A 15,147-nucleotide genomic window follows, 5' to 3' on the forward strand; every position below is an offset into this window, starting at 1 on the left:
CATGGTAGAAGAGATTCTGCAGTGGCTTAAGAATATTTCAATTTTTCTGATTTTTATGACAACTGTGCTGAACCTGATCCCGGAGAAGGAGGACAAGAAGCCGGTTCAGTTTTTTCTTGGAATTGTGATGGTACTGATTTTTTTCCAGCCCGTGCTAAAAGCGGGAGGTTTGGAGCAGAAAATGGCGCAGACGCTCGACCGTCTGACGCTGGAAGAGGAGGCAGCAGCAATGGAAAATGTACAGATTCGTGCAGAAAGCTTTGAAAAACAGTATTACGTGGGCGCCTGGGAAAAAGAGACGGAGCGCCAGATCCGGATGTATCTGTCAGAGAGCGGCATTCCGGGGGCAGCCGTTTCGGTAACGCTGGAGCCGGGAAACACCGGTGAGGCAAAAGAGATCCGCATTGAAGCGCCGATGCGGCAGACGAGCATTTACCGCGAAGAACAGAAAAAACAGCGGGAAATGCTCGATGAAAAGCTGACAGAGATCAAAAGTGTTTTAAGTGAGGTCTACGGAACCGATCCGGCGCATATTATGGTAGAGATTTCGGAATAGGCCTATGAGGGAAAAGGCAGCGGCGTTTTTCCGGAAACAGAAAAAGGAGCAGTGGATGCTGTACTTCCTGCTGGCGGCAATCGGCGTTGTCCTGCTGCTGCCGACGGGAACAAAAAAGACCAGTGAGGAGACAGAACAGCCGCAGGAGACGGCTGTGCGTCCGGCGGGGGATGCGGGACTTTCGGTGCAGGAGGAGATGGAACAGCGCCTTTGTGACGCACTTTCCCAGATGGACGGTGTGGGCGCAGTGCACGTCGTGGTGACGCTGGAATCCACAGGAAAAAAGATTGTGGAAAAAGATGTCCCAACGCGGAGCACAACGGAGGAAAACAAGAAGGGAGAGGAGACCGGAAGCGTTACATCCTCGTCGCAGGATGAGGCAACTGTCTATGAAAAGACACAGAACGGGGCCGAGACACCGTATGTGGTTTCCGAGGAGTACCCGGCGGTGCGCGGCGTGCTCGTTATCGCAGAAGGCGGGGGAAACCCGGTGACGATACAGGAGATTCAGGAGGCCGTGATGGCATTATTTCAGGTGGGCGCAAATAAGATTAAAGTAGTCAAAATGAAGTAAAGGAGTCAAATGCGTGGAAAAATTAGAACAGGAAATGAATGCACCTGAGAAAATGGCAGAGACACCATCGCCGAAAAAGACGGCCGGGAAAAAGAAAAAATTCCGGAAAAACCAGGTCATCATCACCGCCCTTGCGATCATGATTGCCGTCGCCGGATACATCAACTATGCGGACAGCACCCTGTCCACCAAAGGAACGGCAGACGGAACCACCGCAGACACAAGCACCGTATTAAAAGACATCTCCAGCCTTGACACCGACATCACCGATGAGGTGGACGCCGGAGCCGCTGGCGATTCCTCGCGGACCATCACAGAAACACCGGGAGAGGCTGTCCTTGCCGGGGCATCTACATACATGGCCCAGGCCAGAATCGACCGGGAACAGATCCGTTCCCAGAATAAAGACACCTTAAACGAAATCATCAACAACACCAACCTCTCCGAAACCGAGCGCCAGAGCGCCGTCCAGAGCATGGTGGAAATGACGGAACTCGTAGAAAAAGAGTCGGCAACCGAACTCCTCCTCGAAGCCAAAGGCTTCAACGATGTCGTCGTAAACCTGACCGGCGAAACCGCCGACATCGTCGTTCCGATGAAAGAAGTAACCGAGGAACAGCGTGCCCAGATCGAAGACATCGTAACCCGCAAAACCGGAATCGGCGTAGAAAACATCGTCATCACCCCCATGAGTTCCGCCGCCGACACAGCCGCAGAGGAGAGTGCTCAGTAAATTTTGATATCCACGTAAAAAATCCGGAAACGCAAAATCATGCGTTCCCGGATTTTTTCACGTAATTCTATTTAATTTGCACCATGTGCCGTTCTTGCAACCGTCTGCAGTGCTTTCTTCACCGGCGGCAGCGAGATCAGAATCACCGTCAGTACACCTTCAGCCAGCAGATAGCTGTAGTTGTAAATAATCGGATACAGCGCCTTCAAAGACTGCGGGAAATTCTCCGGCATATAATCCATCCAGTACAGATATCCGCCTAACGTATGGAAAAATCCCCTCGCCAGCACAGCCACAATATACCCGATCAGCAGCCCGTTTTTCTTCTTTCCAAAGAATCCGGCCACACCCAGCGCCGCAAACGCAAACACATAATCACAGCACACCTGGAACAGCGACAGCACATACGGCCCCTGGATAAACTGCAGCAGTCCATAAGCAAAACCAACGAGAATACCCGTCTTCGCCCCATACCAGTTCGCAATCAGCACAATAAACAGCATCGAAAACAACGTAACCGATCCCCCGTACGGCAGCTCAAACACCTTCACATACGAAGTCACAAACGCCAGCGCCATCCCCATCGCACAAAACGCCAGCTCCTTGCATCCATTCCCGTCCCCTTACTCTTCTGAGCAGAAAGAACCGAAGCAATCACCACCAGCGCCACCATCAGCACCACGCATCCAACATAACCGGCCGTCGTCAGTCCGCCGTCAGCAGTAACAAAAAAACTCATAAAAAAACCTCCTTCGCATTCCGCTTGGAGGGGCTCACATAAAAACACAGTCCCGAATCACATCCGAAACCACGTTCCAGCTTCCCTACGCAGGAATTATCCCGTTCAGGTAGTGAGGTCCGTGAGCTTATCCCTGTCCCACGTTCTCAGCCAAAGGCTCCCCTAGCGTCTTATTATTTTAACGTATTAAAGTATACCAACCTCCCCCTTATTTGTCAACCCGTCCGTTTTTTCATCCAAATACATGTTGACAAGAAGTACATACAAGTGCTATATTACAATTAGTTCAATCATTAAACTAATTGTACGAAAGGAGCACCAAAACAATGCAGATTCTGAAAGTAACAGACGAAGCATTCCGCCAGTACGGCAAAGTCATCAAAGACCTCGACGTCAGCGACATCATCACCGCCATGTCCGAGACCCCATGTCCCGACGACGTAGTCTACGAGCCTTCCATTGAAAGCCTCGAAGCCTGCAAAAGCGCCCAGTCCGTATCCGACAGCCTCTACGGCGGCATGCCGATCCAGATCGGCTACTGCAACGGCCACAACCATTTACTGAACGCCGTAGAATACCACCGCGACAGCGAAATCAACATCGCCGTAACCGACCTGATCCTGATCCTCGGAAAAGAACAGGACATCACCGAAGACCACACCTACGACTCATCCAGAATGGAGGCCTTCTTAATCCCGGCCGGAACCACCATTGAAGTCTACGCAACCACCCTCCACTACGCACCATGCAACGTGGCAGCCAGCGGCTTCAAATGCGTCGTAGTCCTTCCAAAAGGAACCAATACCGACATCACCCTGGAAGAAAAACACACCCCGGAAGACGACCTGCTCTTCGCCAGAAACAAATGGCTCTTAAGCCACCCGGATGCAAACATCGCTGGAAGCGTAGCAGGCATCAAAGGAGAAAACCTCTCGGTAAAATAAAACCAGAGACAAAACCAGAAATCAGAAACACTGCCCCAAAAGAGCAGTTCTGAACATAAAAAGAAACCAAAAACCAAGAAAACCAAAAAAAGGAGGATCTTCAAAAATGATCAACAATACACCGGAAATCAAATTAGGTATCGTTGCAGTAAGCCGTGACTGCTTCCCGAACAGCCTTTCCGAGAACAGAAGAAAAGCAGTCGTAAAAGCATACGACGGAGAAATCTACGAATGTCCAATCATCGTCGAGAATGAAATCGACATGATGAACGCACTCGAAGACCTGAAAAAAGCAGAGTGTGATGCACTTGTTGTATACCTTGGAAACTTCGGACCGGAGACCGAGGAAACCCTGCTTGTAAAATACTTCGACGGACCTTGCATGGTAGTAGCAGCAGCAGAAGAGACCGGCGACGACCTTGTAGGCGGACGCGGCGATGCATACTGCGGCGTTCTGAACGCAAGCTACAACCTGAAACTGCGCAACCTGCACGCATACATTCCAGAGTACCCGGTTGGCGATGCAGAAGACGTAGCAGCCATGATCAAAGATTTCGTACCGGTTGCAACTGCAGTTGTAGCTGTTAAGAACCTGAAAATCATCAGCTTCGGACCGCGTCCGACCAACTTCCTGGCATGTAACGCACCGATCAAACAGCTGTACAACCTCGGCGTAGAAATCGAAGAGAACTCCGAGCTTGACCTGTTTGAAGCATTCAACAAACACGCAGGCGACGAGAGAATCCCGGCAGTCGTAGAAGATATGGCAAAAGAGCTCGGCGAAGGAAACCTGAAACCGGAAATCCTGCCGAAACTGGCTCAGTACGAGATCACCTTGTTAGACTGGATCGAAGCACACAAAGGCTCCAGAAAATACGTAACCCTGACCGGAAAATGCTGGCCGGCATTCCAGACACAGTTCGGATTCGTTCCTTGCTATGTCAACAGCCGTCTGACCAAGATGGGCATCCCGGTATCCTGTGAGGTAGATATCTACGGAACACTGTCCGAGTTCATCGGAACCGTTGTATCCAAAGACACCGTAACACTCCTCGACATCAACAACACCGTTCCGAAGGATATGTATGAGAGCGAAATCAAAGGCAAATTTGATTACACCTTAAAAGATACCTTCATGGGATTCCACTGCGGAAATACCGCTTCCACCAAACTGGCATTCTGCTCTATGAAATATCAGATGATCATGGCAAGAACCCTTCCGGAAGAAGTAACACAGGGTACCCTCGAGGGAGATATCGTTCCTGGAGACATCACCTTCTATCGTCTGCAGAGCACATCTGACGCAAAACTGCGCGGATACATCGCAGAGGGCGAGGTTCTTCCTGTAGCAACACGTTCCTTCGGAAGCATCGGTATCTTCGCTATTCCGGAGATGGGCAGATTCTACCGTCACGTACTGGTAGAGAAAAACTATCCGCATCACGGCGCAGTAGCATTCGGACACTTCGGAAAACCGTTATTCGAAGTATTCAAAATGCTCGGTGTTGAAGTAGATGAGATCGGCTACAACCAGCCGAAGGGTGTTCGTTACCCGACAGAGAATCCGTGGGGCTAATCCGTTCCGGAAGAATCACTGAAAAATAAGAAAGATATGCAGTAACGCATAAGCAAAAGGGCGGAGCAGAGATCTAGGTCTGCTGCCGCCCTTTTTGAAAAAGAGTAGAAAAAGGAGATTCGACATGTATTTTATTGGTGTTGACCTTGGTACTTCCGCTGTCAAACTGCTTCTGATGGACGAGGAAGGCAAAATTGTAAATATTGTATCGAGAGAGTATCCGCTGTATTTCCCGCATCCAGGCTGGTCTGAGCAGAAACCGGAAGACTGGTGGGAACAGAGCAAAGAGGGAATCCGCGAGCTGGTAAAAGACGTAGACAAATCCCAGGTAGCCGGCATCAGCTTCGGCGGCCAGATGCATGGCCTTGTCATCCTGGATGAGAACGATAACGTCATCCGCCCGGCGATCCTCTGGAACGACGGCCGTACCGCAAAACAGACCGATTATCTGAACACCGTAATCGGAAAAGAAAAACTCTCCGAGTACACCGCAAACATTGCATTTGCAGGCTTTACCGCACCGAAGATTCTCTGGGTGAAAGAAAATGAGCCGGATAACTTCGCAAAAATCTGCAAAATCATGCTTCCAAAAGATTACCTGGCATACCGTCTCTCCGGCGCATTCGTAAGCGACTACTCCGATGCATCGGGCATGCTTCTGATGGATGTCAAGAACAAATGCTGGTCCAAAGAGATGGCAGAAATCTGCGGTATTTCCCTGGAGATGCTGCCGGAGCTCCATGAGAGCTTTGACGCTGTCGGAACCTTAAAACCGGAAGTAGCAGCAGAACTTGGACTGCCGGAGACCTGTAAAGTTGTAGCAGGAGCCGGAGACAACGCAGCAGCCGCAGTCGGAACCGGAACCGTAGGCGACGGCATGTGCAACGTTTCCCTTGGTACAAGCGGAACCGTATTCATTTCCAGCAACAAATTCGGCGTAGACAGCCACAATGCCCTGCACGCATTCGCACACGCAGACGGCCACTATCACCTGATGGGATGCATGCTGAGTGCAGCTTCCTGCAACAAATGGTGGATGGATGAAATCATCCGCACAAAAGAATATACAAAAGAGCAGGAGAACATCACAAAACTTGGCGAGAATAATGTCTTCTTCCTGCCGTATCTGATGGGCGAGCGTTCCCCGCACAACAACCCGGATGCAAGAGGAACTTTCATCGGCCTGACCATGGACACCACAAGAGAGGATATGACCCAGGCTGTTCTCGAGGGCGTTGCCTTTGCGATCCGCGATTCCTTTGAGGTAGCAAAATCCCTCGGCATCCAGATCGAGAGAACGAAAATCTGCGGAGGCGGTGCAAAGAGCCCGCTGTGGAGACGCATGATCGCAAACGTGCTGAACATCAAAGTGGACCGTATTGAGTCCGAGGAAGGCCCGGCACTTGGCGGAGCCATGCTGGCAGCCGTTGCCTGCGGTGTCTTTTCATCCGTAGAAGAGGCGGCAGAAAAAATTGTTCGTGTGACAGAGACCATCGAGCCGGAACCGGAACTGGTTGAGAAATATGAGCGCCAGTATCAGAAATTTGCAAAGATTTATCCGACCGTAAAAGATCTGTTTACAGAGCTGCTGTAATAAAAAGAGGTAAGAAATAAGATGAAGAAAGTGGAACATGGGAAAACATTTGACCGGAATGCAGCAAACCCGCCGGCGTTTGAAATCTTTCACAACACCGTGACAGAAGGCTATCCGAAGCACTGGCATACCGCAATTGAAATTATCATGCCGACCAGAGGCGAATATGAGGTTGTTGTCGGAAAAGACAGCTATAATCTCAAAGAGGGCGACATCATTATGATCAATTCCGGCGTTGTACACGGAATGAGATTCGTATCCCAGGGAGAACGGATTGTCATGCTGGTGGAACCGGGCTGTGTGGAGAATCAGGAAGAAATGGAAACGATTTTCCTGCGGCTTCCGGCCATCTACTTCAAAAAAGAGGATGAGGAAGATCCCTTCTATCTGTTTCTACGCAGCCAGATTCTGGAACTGGTGCGGGAATACGATAATGAGGCGCAGTGATGACGCACAGAATCTGCACCGGCCTCAAAGAGCTTTTTTCAGAGTTTGGCCGCAAGGGCTTTTCGGATGCCAACGCGCAGAATACGTTCGGGGCAATGAAGCAGCAGGAATATATAGAGGCTGTTTTAAGCGTCTGCCGTTATATCAATGTCCATTACATGGAGAATCTTTCTCTCGAGGAAGTAGCTACGGTCAGCGGATTTTCCAAGTTCCACTTTACCAGAATTTTCAAGCAGTACATGAACATGACATTCTATGAGTACCTCAATTCTAAACGCGTCAAACGCGCAGAGGAGCTTCTGTACGACAAAAAGATGAGTATCACGGATGTGGCGATGAATTCCGGATTCTCTTCTTTAAGTGCCTTCAACCGTACCTTCAAGACGGTAAAGGCCTGTTCGCCGAGCGATTACCGCAGACAGCGGGAGTCGATGGTACAGGCTTTGCTGATGCAGGGATAAAAGGACTTGTATTTCACACTTTACTGTGCTAAAATGGTAGTATTCCGAGTTATAAGAATGAGATGGGGACTTAATTTTCGTACAGGAGGGCTTGAAATGAACAAGAAACTTCATTCAGAAGCAGTAGACCAGCTTTTTGAGGCAATTTTGTGTCTGAAGAATAAGGAAGAATGCTATACTTTTTTTGAGGATGTATGCACCATCAATGAACTGCTTTCGCTGTCGCAGCGGTTTGAAGTGGCGAAAATGCTGCGGGAGAAGAGAACGTATCTGGAAATTTCCGAAAAGACGGGAGCATCCACGGCGACGATCAGCCGCGTGAACCGTTCCTTAAGCTATGGAAACGACGGATATGAGATGGTGTTTGAACGGATGGAAAAGAAAGAAAATGTGTAAAATCAAAAAAGACGGTGCGATTCCAACGCAGCCGTCTTTTTTGATTTTACACGTTTGTTCTTAATTTTTCTTTTTCGGATCAGAAGGCGCCGCGAGGGATGCCAGTTCATCCACCATGTGCTCGATCATCTGTTTTTTCAGATAGACATCGAAACTCAGCAGACAGATAAACGAAAAGAGCTGGAGAAATTCCCGGTCCTCCTCCGGTGAGCTGCCGAACATGGACTTGGATACATCCGCTTTTTTCAGAAGATCTTCTTTTACGGATGCAATTTCTTCTTTTTCCATCTGGAAAATTTCGTCGTAGATATCTTTGATGGAAAAGCCGCTCTCCGTGCCGAAATACCGATCGGTGATCGGGGCGAGCAGTGTCTGGATATCCGTGATCGAGAGGATGTTTTTAAAGTAGTAAATAAAAACCAGAAGCATCATGTGCTCCGGCGAATATTTCTTTTTGACCGGCGGCGGGAGCAGCTTGTTTTTTGCATAGTTGTTGATCATTGTTTTTGTCAGAACCTTATCGGACTCGAAGCGGCGCGAAGAAGCGAGCTGTGCGTCCATAAAGGTCGTGACCTGGTCCATATATAAAGCAATGTTCGGGATTTCCCCCGGGCGGATGCCTTCGAGAGAATCCAGTGAATTCAGTAAATCATGAAGAATTTTATCTGAGTCTATCGTCATTTGTTATCACCTCACGGTTCCCATTATATAGTTTTTAATACCAGATAGCAAGGACTTTGCGAAAAAAAGTTTCCATGATAAAAATGCAACGTATGTTCGTTCTTACTTGTAACCGGGGCGGATTTGTTATATACTGAGATGCATGTGAAAAGATTCGAAGCAGATGAAGGAGAAAGAACATGAATCAGACAGAAACAGGATTAAACCCGATGCAGATGGAAGCTGTGGAGCACACCGAAGGGCCGCTTCTGATCCTTGCAGGTGCCGGTTCGGGAAAGACGAGGGTACTGACGCACCGCATCGCCTCCCTGATCCGGGACAAAGGCGTCAATCCATGGAATATTATGGCGATCACCTTTACGAATAAGGCCGCCGGAGAAATGCGTGAGCGTGTCGATAAAATCGTGGGATACGGATCGGAGCGGATCTGGGTCAGCACCTTCCATTCCAGCTGCGTGCGGATTCTGCGCCGCCATGCTGAACGTCTGGGATACGCCAACAATTTTGCAATTTACGATACCGATGACCAGAAATCGCTGATCAAGGACATCATGAAACGGCTCCAGATGGATCCGAAACTGTACCGCGACCGTGCGATCATGGCGGCAATTTCGTCCGCAAAGGATGAGATGATCGAGCCGGACCAGTACCGGATTGACGCGGGAATCGACTGGAAGCTGCAGAAGTATGCGGCAGTTTATGCGGAGTATCAGGCAGAGTTAAAGAAAAACAATGCGATGGACTTCGATGATCTGCTGGTACAGACAGTAAAATTATTCCAGCAGTTCCCGGAAGTGCTCGACTATTATCAGGAGCAGTTCCGCTATATCATGGTCGATGAGTATCAGGATACCAACACGGTTCAGTTCCGCTTTGTGAGCCTTCTGGCGGCAAAATACCGCAATCTCTGCGTTGTCGGCGATGATGACCAGTCGATCTACAAATTCCGCGGGGCGAATATTGAAAATATTCTGAGTTTTGAGCATGTATTCCCGGATGCGAAGGTCATTAAACTGGAGCAGAATTACCGTTCCACGCAGAATATTCTGAATGCGGCAAATGAAGTGATTGCGAATAACCAGGGACGAAAAGCAAAACGCCTGTGGACAGAGAATCCGGAGGGTGACCTGATCGATCTGCGGCAGTTCCAGAGCGGTTTTGAGGAGGCGGAGTACGTGGCAGGAGAAATCACGCGCGGCGTCCGCACGGAGGGAAAGAAGTACCGTGATTATGCAATTCTCTACCGTACCAACGCACAGTCCCGTCTTTTTGAGGAGAAACTGCTGCTTGCAAATGTTCCATATAAAATCGTGGGCGGTGTTAACTTCTATGCGAGACGCGAGATCAAGGATCTGCTGGCGTATCTGCGTGTGATCGAGAACCCGGAGGATGACCTTGCGGTACTGCGTATCATCAACGTTCCGCGGCGCGGTATCGGAGCGGCGACGATCAACAAAGTGCAGGACTGGGAGGCAGAGCAGGGCATCCGTTTCTACGATGCGCTTCTTGAGGCCGAGTATGTGCCGGGGCTGATGCGGTCTTTAAATAAGATTAAATCCTTCACGTCCTTTTTACAGGTACTCCGCGCGAAAGCAGATTATCTGTCGGTCAAAGAGCTGCTGAATGAAATCATCGAGGAGACCGGCTATGTAGCAGATCTGCAGGCGGAGGGAACCGAAGAAGCGGCAGCCCGCATCGAGAACATCGACGAGCTGATTTCAAAGATTGCGGATTATGAGGAGAGCGCCGAACAGCCATCTCTCGGTGGTTTTCTGCAGGAGGTTGCGCTGGTGTCTGATATCGACTCGGTGGATGAGGAGAGCGATTACGTGCTGTTGATGACACTGCATTCCGCAAAAGGACTGGAGTTCCCGAACGTATTCCTTGCCGGCATGGAGGATGGCATTTTCCCGAGCTACATGACGATCACCGGGGATGATCCGTCGGAGCTGGAGGAGGAGCGACGTCTCTGCTACGTGGGCATCACGCGTGCGATGCAGCATCTGACATTGACGTGTGCGCGCCAGAGAATGATCCGCGGCGAAGTGCAGTACAACAAGATGTCCCGTTTTGTCAAAGAGATTCCGCGGGAGCTGATTTCACTGGAGCGGGAGCGCGGGGAGATCGAAGACCGGAAGCCGAAGATGGACATTCCGACGAGAGGCAGCGTTTATGCGGCGATGAAGCAGGCATTCCGCGAGAAGCCGCAGCAGGCGAAAACCTTCAGCGCGCAGAAGGCGACGAAACTCGATTACGAAATTGGGGATACGGTGCGCCATATCAAGTTCGGTGTCGGCATTGTCACGGATATCGTGGACGGCGGAAGAGATTATGAAGTTACCGTCAACTTCGACCAGGCTGGTACGAAGAAAATGTTTGCTTCGTTTGCAAAACTGAAAAAGTTATAAGGAGAACGAGAGCGTGCCGGAAAATAAAATTCCGGCACGCTCTTTTTTCGACTGATGCGTCAGACGCTCAGGTGGTAATCAGGGTGGAATAGCCGTCGCGGCGCAGGCGGCGTTCCATCAGAATGGCATTTCCGAGCTGGCGGTAAGCGCCGACCTGGACTTTGAAAAAGCCGTCCTCGGCGAGAAGAAAAGCGGGATAGCCCTGGTCGAGAAGGTCGTAAAGCATACGGTCGGCATTCTGGCGGATGCGGAAAAGGCCGGTCTGGACACGGTAGAAGGTTTCCGGTGTATCGGAAGGATTTTCCTGTTCCGGCGGCGTGGGATGGGGCGAAGCGGAAGCAGTGACGGTATCCGCTGTTGAAACGGACGGACGGGCGGCCTCCGTTTCCGCAGCGCGCCGGTCAGCCTCCGTGACCGTCTCGAGATCCAGCGTTCCAAGCACTGCATCCGCGATGGCGCGGGCGATTTCTTCCTGCTTTTCATCGTAGAGCGTATTGTCCTGCTCATTGTTCAGAAAGCCGGTTTCAATCAGAAGAGCCGGCATTTTCGTCCGCCGCAGAACAACAAGCCCTGGCCGTGCCTTGACACCGAGATTCCGGAATCCCAGCTCCGAGAGCGCGCCGTTAATGTTTTCTGCCATTGTCTGTTTGATGCCGGAGTTGTCATAGACAAGCGTTTCCACGCCGGTATACTGGTTCGGTTCCTCCGAAGAATTCCGGTGAAAAGAAATAAAAAAGTCGGCATCCGCCTGATTGGCCATCTGCGCCTTTTCAAACGGCGTCTGATAAACATCGGTTGTGCGGGTATAAATGACAGAGACACCCTGCCGGGAAAGAAGCTCACCGACCGCGATGGCGAGGGAAAGATTGTCATCCTTTTCCCTGCGTCCCTCATAGACAGCGCCCGGATCACTTCCCCCGTGTCCGGCATCGATTACGATAGTATAGGGCATAAGATCAAAGCTCCTGAAAATACGGTTCTACTTACGATATGAAGAAAGGACGAAAAAGGTTATACTTTTTTTAGTTTTATTTCATTGTATCGTATACGGGCGGTGTGTTAGAATAGGAGATAACATTAGGAAAGTGTGTCAAAAAATCTGCGGAGGATACAAAAGACACACAGATGAGAGTGAGGATTTCATGAAAATTACAATATTCAGTCTGGGGGGACTGCTTGGGCAGTATGTGACCAACACGGCGCTTCTTCACGGCGCACAGGTGACCGCCTACGTGCCGGATGCAAAAGCGATCTGGCCGAGAAAAAATATGACCGTGATTGAGGGAAGCCTTCAGAACCGGGAACGCGTGCTGGAGGCACTGCTGGAAGCGGATGCAGTCATCAGCGTGCTGACTCCGATGCGTGTGAAACATGTAAAAGAAGAGGAGACACCGCTGGCTGACGGAAACGCGATGATTCTCTCGGCCATGAAGCAGCTTGGAAAAACGCGGTTTGTGACGGTAGGCCATGTCTGCATTCATGCGTTTGGAGACTGCGAGGACAAATACCAGAGAATGAGTACGAAATTCATGCAGATTTTCTGGCCAGGTGTCTATAAAGATATGCAGAAGATGGGACAGGTTCTGGCACGGAGCGATCTGAACTGGACACTGGTGCGGACGTGTCCGGGAAGAGACGGGAAAGTGAAAAAGGTAGGGCAGAACTGCAGTATTTCGCTGGACGGCAGCCAGTTCCGGCCTGGATACTCGAGAGAGGCCCTGGCGGAATTTCTGTACGAGGCGGCCGCCGATCAGCAGATGTACAGCAGAAAAATGCCCATTTTTTACAGAGAGGGGTAAGAATGGATTTTTCAATTTTATATGCACTGCAGCATCTTCACAATGCAGTGCTCGATCGGGTGATGGTGGGAATCACTTCACTTGGAAATGCGGGATGGATCTGGATTGCGCTGACCGCCGTTTTCTTAATCCTTCCGAAATACCGGAAATGCGGTGTAAGAATGGCGATCGCGCTGATTTTAGATTTGATTTTATGTAATCTGGTGTTAAAGCCGCTGGCAGCGCGCCCGCGTCCGTGCTGGATTGACGAGCAGGTAAAGCTGCTGGTTGCCGCTCCGAAGGACTATTCCTTCCCATCGGGCCATTCGGCAGCCTCGTTTGCGGCGGCAGTCTCTATTTTTGTGATGCACAAAAAAGAAGGAGCTGCCGCACTGATTCTGGCCTGCCTGATTGCATTTTCCAGACTGTATCTGTTTGTGCATTTCCCGACCGATGTCCTAGCGGGAATTGCGGTTGGTTTTATCTGTGCTTTTCTGGCTGCGAAGATCCAGAACGGTTTTCTTCTTCATTCTCGAGGTCGATAAAACGGAACGAAAGCATCAGATACAGAATTTCATCCGGGCTGGAAAGATCAGATTCTAAAATTTCCTTGATCTTTTCCAGGCGGTAGAGCAGGGTACTGCGGTGGATAAAAAGCTCACGCGCCGTCTGGACGACATTGCAGTGGTTGTCCAGATAGCAGCGGAGCGTCCGCATATAGTCACTGCCGGAGCTGTCGTCGTGCTCCTGCAGAAAGAGAAGTCTCTCATGGCACAGCATGTAGCCTGGGAGCTTTTTTGTTGCCTGATCGAGGATGTAGTCAAACGAGATATCGTTGAACGGATGCATCCGTTTGTCGGGATATTTTCGCGTACCGAACTGCAGGGCGATTTTTGCCTGGATATACTGGCGGCGCAGATTCATGTGGCCGTTCATGCAGCGCGAAAAGCCGGCATTTAAGGAACTGTCCTCCACAAAGTGCACCATGCGTTCCATCAGATCGGTCATGGAAAAATCGGACAGCGTGAGGTTAAAGAACGCAACGATACCGCCGCCGTGTGGAAACGCGGAGCAGCCGGTCAGAATATTTTCCAGATAGGCGCAGACCGAGTTTGCCGTCAGGTTTTTCTGATCCATATCGGAGAGCTGCAGATAGAGGCAGCAGTAGGTGTGGCGGGAATGCCAGCCGAGCGCATCGAGAGCCTGGCTGACCGCAATATAGTCGGCCATCCGGTCGTCGAGGGCACGGAGCAGCACGGTGTGAAGCGACTGCGCCGGCGAGGTTTTCTGCATCACATTGTGCAGGAAGGCGTGATGGATCATTTCTGCAAGAAATTCAAGAAGAAAGCCTTCGGAATCAGAAAGATCCTTTTTCGTGTCGAGGAGCAGCAGGCGGTAGGCGCTCTGACCATGCTGCGTGATGTTGACGCAGAGGGAACCAAGTCCCGTTACGTGATCCGGAAAGCGGAACCATCCATCGAGATCGCGGACGGACGCGTATTCGCTGCTTTCTGTCAAGGAGAGCAGAAGCGGGCGCGTTGCATCGAGGGAGCCAAACACCTTCTCGGGAAAAAAGGAAGGTTCTTCGGACGCTGCGGCGATGATGGAAAAATCCATGCCGACCACCATCAGCGGGTGGGCAAAAACAGGCAGGGAGAGATTTAAAAGATGCTGGATCGATTTTCCGTCGAGACGTGCCTGCATCAGCTCCTTCTGCCATGAATCGTACGTCCAGAAAAGCTCCTGCAGGAACGAAAAAACAGCGGATACGCTGCTCTTAACGGCGATCGAAACCGGAGCCGGAAGTTCCTCCGGCAGTTCTTCGGTACAGAGAAGAAAAAGGGAACTGCTTTCTTCAGGGAGGGAGGAAAGAGAGCCGATCTGTTCTTCTGTGCAGAGAAAGACCCGGTGCGCAGTGGCTGCGGAGCCTGTCTGATAAAGAACAGGCAGCTCCAGTGTGCCGGAGAGCGGCAGGTTTTCCGGTGCAAGAACCGAAAAAGCGCTGCTTAGCTTATAAGCGAGAAATGCGGGGGAGAGCTTCATCGTATCATCCTCCCTGCGCGTGTCATATCGTAAAAATTCATAAAAACCTCCTCAGAAATGAGTGACGTTCTGCGGACGAAACCGCGGTACTTTTTATTTTAGCAGAACAAAAAGGTCTGTCAAGAAAGAAAAGACAGGGGTGCGGGAATTTTTACGGCGGCAACAAGTTAAGATTTTGTGAAGATAGTTGTGGTTTGCGGGGAAAACTGCTACAATA

General features: G+C 50.5%; 17 protein-coding genes. 12 read left to right on the forward strand and 5 right to left on the reverse strand.

The annotated features are described in order from the left end of the window. Nucleotide 1: 1 nt before the first annotated feature. The 3 genes from DXA93_RS11340 to DXA93_RS11350 are packed head-to-tail and all read left to right on the forward strand — an operon-like array spanning nt 2 to nt 1,863. Entirely contained in the window at nt 2-556 is a 555-nt protein-coding gene (locus tag DXA93_RS11340; RefSeq protein ID WP_022463195.1) for a stage III sporulation protein AF, read from the forward strand. Between the two features lie 4 nt (nt 557-560). Continuing rightward, nucleotides 561-1,130, forward strand: a complete 570-nt coding sequence (locus DXA93_RS11345) for a stage III sporulation protein AG (RefSeq protein WP_117762190.1) — start codon at nt 561-563, stop codon at nt 1,128-1,130. A gap of 13 nt (nt 1,131-1,143) precedes the next feature. Then, on the forward strand, nt 1,144-1,863 hold the full coding sequence (locus tag DXA93_RS11350; RefSeq protein WP_243030613.1) for a SpoIIIAH-like family protein: 720 nt from the start codon (nt 1,144-1,146) through the stop codon (nt 1,861-1,863). A 71-nt stretch (nt 1,864-1,934) separates the two neighbouring features. On the opposite strand, the gene DXA93_RS11355 is transcribed toward DXA93_RS11350, so the two are convergent. Together DXA93_RS11355 and DXA93_RS20950 are read right to left on the reverse strand one after the other, a co-directional pair. Next, the gene (locus DXA93_RS11355; RefSeq protein WP_442857801.1) at nt 1,935-2,462 is read right to left on the reverse strand and encodes an energy-coupled thiamine transporter ThiT; all 528 of its coding nucleotides are present in this window, start codon (nt 2,460-2,462) and stop codon (nt 1,935-1,937) included. Beyond that, nucleotides 2,423-2,602, reverse strand: coding sequence for a hypothetical protein (locus DXA93_RS20950; protein WP_330421163.1), 180 nt, complete (start codon nt 2,600-2,602; stop codon nt 2,423-2,425). Before DXA93_RS20950 ends, DXA93_RS11355 begins: the two co-directional genes overlap by 40 nt. A 326-nt stretch (nt 2,603-2,928) precedes the next feature. On the opposite strand from DXA93_RS20950, the gene DXA93_RS11360 reads away from it, so the two are divergent. The 6 genes from DXA93_RS11360 (at nt 2,929) to DXA93_RS11385 (ending at nt 8,020) form a co-directional block, all read left to right on the forward strand. Next, nucleotides 2,929-3,546, forward strand: coding sequence for a DUF4867 family protein (locus DXA93_RS11360; RefSeq protein ID WP_119208346.1), 618 nt, complete (start codon nt 2,929-2,931; stop codon nt 3,544-3,546). Between the two features lie 109 nt (nt 3,547-3,655). Continuing rightward, nucleotides 3,656-5,122 carry an L-fucose/L-arabinose isomerase family protein gene (locus DXA93_RS11365; protein WP_055221457.1) on the forward strand — a complete coding sequence of 489 codons (1,467 nt, stop codon included), beginning with the start codon at nt 3,656-3,658 and terminating at the stop codon, nt 5,120-5,122. A gap of 124 nt (nt 5,123-5,246) precedes the next feature. Beyond that, complete coding sequence (xylB, locus tag DXA93_RS11370; protein ID WP_117510258.1) at nt 5,247-6,716, forward strand: xylulokinase; 1,470 nt, start codon at nt 5,247-5,249, stop codon at nt 6,714-6,716. Between the two features lie 21 nt (nt 6,717-6,737). Continuing rightward, complete coding sequence (locus tag DXA93_RS11375; protein WP_119188860.1) at nt 6,738-7,163, forward strand: cupin domain-containing protein; 426 nt, start codon at nt 6,738-6,740, stop codon at nt 7,161-7,163. Next, entirely contained in the window at nt 7,163-7,624 is a 462-nt protein-coding gene (locus tag DXA93_RS11380; RefSeq protein ID WP_119208348.1) for a helix-turn-helix domain-containing protein, read from the forward strand. The genes DXA93_RS11375 and DXA93_RS11380 overlap by 1 nt, the downstream gene beginning before the upstream one ends. A 96-nt stretch (nt 7,625-7,720) precedes the next feature. Next, nucleotides 7,721-8,020: a YerC/YecD family TrpR-related protein gene (locus tag DXA93_RS11385; protein ID WP_022463203.1), complete on the forward strand. Its 300-nt coding sequence runs from the start codon at nt 7,721-7,723 to the stop codon at nt 8,018-8,020. Between the two features lie 60 nt (nt 8,021-8,080). Here DXA93_RS11385 and DXA93_RS11390 read toward each other — a convergent pair whose 3' ends face one another. Continuing rightward, nucleotides 8,081-8,701: a DUF1836 domain-containing protein gene (locus DXA93_RS11390; RefSeq protein ID WP_055228509.1), complete on the reverse strand. Its 621-nt coding sequence runs from the start codon at nt 8,699-8,701 to the stop codon at nt 8,081-8,083. A 179-nt stretch (nt 8,702-8,880) separates the two neighbouring features. Here DXA93_RS11390 and pcrA point away from each other — a divergent pair, with 179 nt between their 5' ends. Further along, complete coding sequence (pcrA, locus tag DXA93_RS11395; protein ID WP_055228510.1) at nt 8,881-11,109, forward strand: DNA helicase PcrA; 2,229 nt, start codon at nt 8,881-8,883, stop codon at nt 11,107-11,109. Between the two features lie 67 nt (nt 11,110-11,176). Here pcrA and DXA93_RS11400 read toward each other — a convergent pair whose 3' ends face one another. Continuing rightward, nucleotides 11,177-12,061, reverse strand: coding sequence for an N-acetylmuramoyl-L-alanine amidase (locus DXA93_RS11400; RefSeq protein ID WP_117802510.1), 885 nt, complete (start codon nt 12,059-12,061; stop codon nt 11,177-11,179). 190 nt (nt 12,062-12,251) lie between these two features. On the opposite strand from DXA93_RS11400, the gene DXA93_RS11405 reads away from it, so the two are divergent. Together DXA93_RS11405 and DXA93_RS11410 are read left to right on the forward strand one after the other, a co-directional pair. Continuing rightward, nucleotides 12,252-12,908 (forward strand): NAD(P)-dependent oxidoreductase, encoded by a 657-nt coding sequence (locus DXA93_RS11405; RefSeq protein ID WP_147342018.1) that lies wholly within the window; start codon nt 12,252-12,254, stop codon nt 12,906-12,908. Between the two features lie 2 nt (nt 12,909-12,910). Beyond that, the gene (locus DXA93_RS11410; RefSeq protein ID WP_055221420.1) at nt 12,911-13,432 is read left to right on the forward strand and encodes a phosphatase PAP2 family protein; all 522 of its coding nucleotides are present in this window, start codon (nt 12,911-12,913) and stop codon (nt 13,430-13,432) included. On the opposite strand, the gene DXA93_RS11415 is transcribed toward DXA93_RS11410, so the two are convergent. Next, nucleotides 13,368-14,930, reverse strand: a complete 1,563-nt coding sequence (locus DXA93_RS11415; RefSeq protein WP_117510252.1) for a PucR family transcriptional regulator — start codon at nt 14,928-14,930, stop codon at nt 13,368-13,370. The two genes, DXA93_RS11410 and DXA93_RS11415, sit on opposite strands and share 65 nt — an antisense overlap. Between the last annotated feature and the right edge of the window lie 217 nt (nt 14,931-15,147).

The sequence above is a fragment of the Blautia sp. OF09-25XD genome (genome assembly GCF_003482095.1).
Classification (GTDB): Bacteria; Bacillota; Clostridia; order Lachnospirales; family Lachnospiraceae; genus Fusicatenibacter; species Fusicatenibacter saccharivorans.

Coding starts and splice junctions, on each gene's coding strand:
- DXA93_RS11400 (WP_117802510.1), bottom strand. CDS start 12,061: ATGCCCTATACTATCGTAATCGATGCCGGACACGGGGGAAGTGATCCG.
- DXA93_RS11390 (WP_055228509.1), bottom strand. CDS start 8,701: ATGACGATAGACTCAGATAAAATTCTTCATGATTTACTGAATTCACTG.
- DXA93_RS11345 (WP_117762190.1), top strand. CDS start 561: ATGAGGGAAAAGGCAGCGGCGTTTTTCCGGAAACAGAAAAAGGAGCAG.
- DXA93_RS11415 (WP_117510252.1), bottom strand. CDS start 14,930: ATGAAGCTCTCCCCCGCATTTCTCGCTTATAAGCTAAGCAGCGCTTTT.
- DXA93_RS11405 (WP_147342018.1), top strand. CDS start 12,252: ATGAAAATTACAATATTCAGTCTGGGGGGACTGCTTGGGCAGTATGTG.
- pcrA (WP_055228510.1), top strand. CDS start 8,881: ATGAATCAGACAGAAACAGGATTAAACCCGATGCAGATGGAAGCTGTG.
- DXA93_RS11375 (WP_119188860.1), top strand. CDS start 6,738: ATGAAGAAAGTGGAACATGGGAAAACATTTGACCGGAATGCAGCAAAC.
- DXA93_RS20950 (WP_330421163.1), bottom strand. CDS start 2,602: ATGAGTTTTTTTGTTACTGCTGACGGCGGACTGACGACGGCCGGTTAT.
- DXA93_RS11385 (WP_022463203.1), top strand. CDS start 7,721: ATGAACAAGAAACTTCATTCAGAAGCAGTAGACCAGCTTTTTGAGGCA.
- DXA93_RS11410 (WP_055221420.1), top strand. CDS start 12,911: ATGGATTTTTCAATTTTATATGCACTGCAGCATCTTCACAATGCAGTG.
- DXA93_RS11340 (WP_022463195.1), top strand. CDS start 2: ATGGTAGAAGAGATTCTGCAGTGGCTTAAGAATATTTCAATTTTTCTG.
- DXA93_RS11360 (WP_119208346.1), top strand. CDS start 2,929: ATGCAGATTCTGAAAGTAACAGACGAAGCATTCCGCCAGTACGGCAAA.
- xylB (WP_117510258.1), top strand. CDS start 5,247: ATGTATTTTATTGGTGTTGACCTTGGTACTTCCGCTGTCAAACTGCTT.
- DXA93_RS11380 (WP_119208348.1), top strand. CDS start 7,163: ATGACGCACAGAATCTGCACCGGCCTCAAAGAGCTTTTTTCAGAGTTT.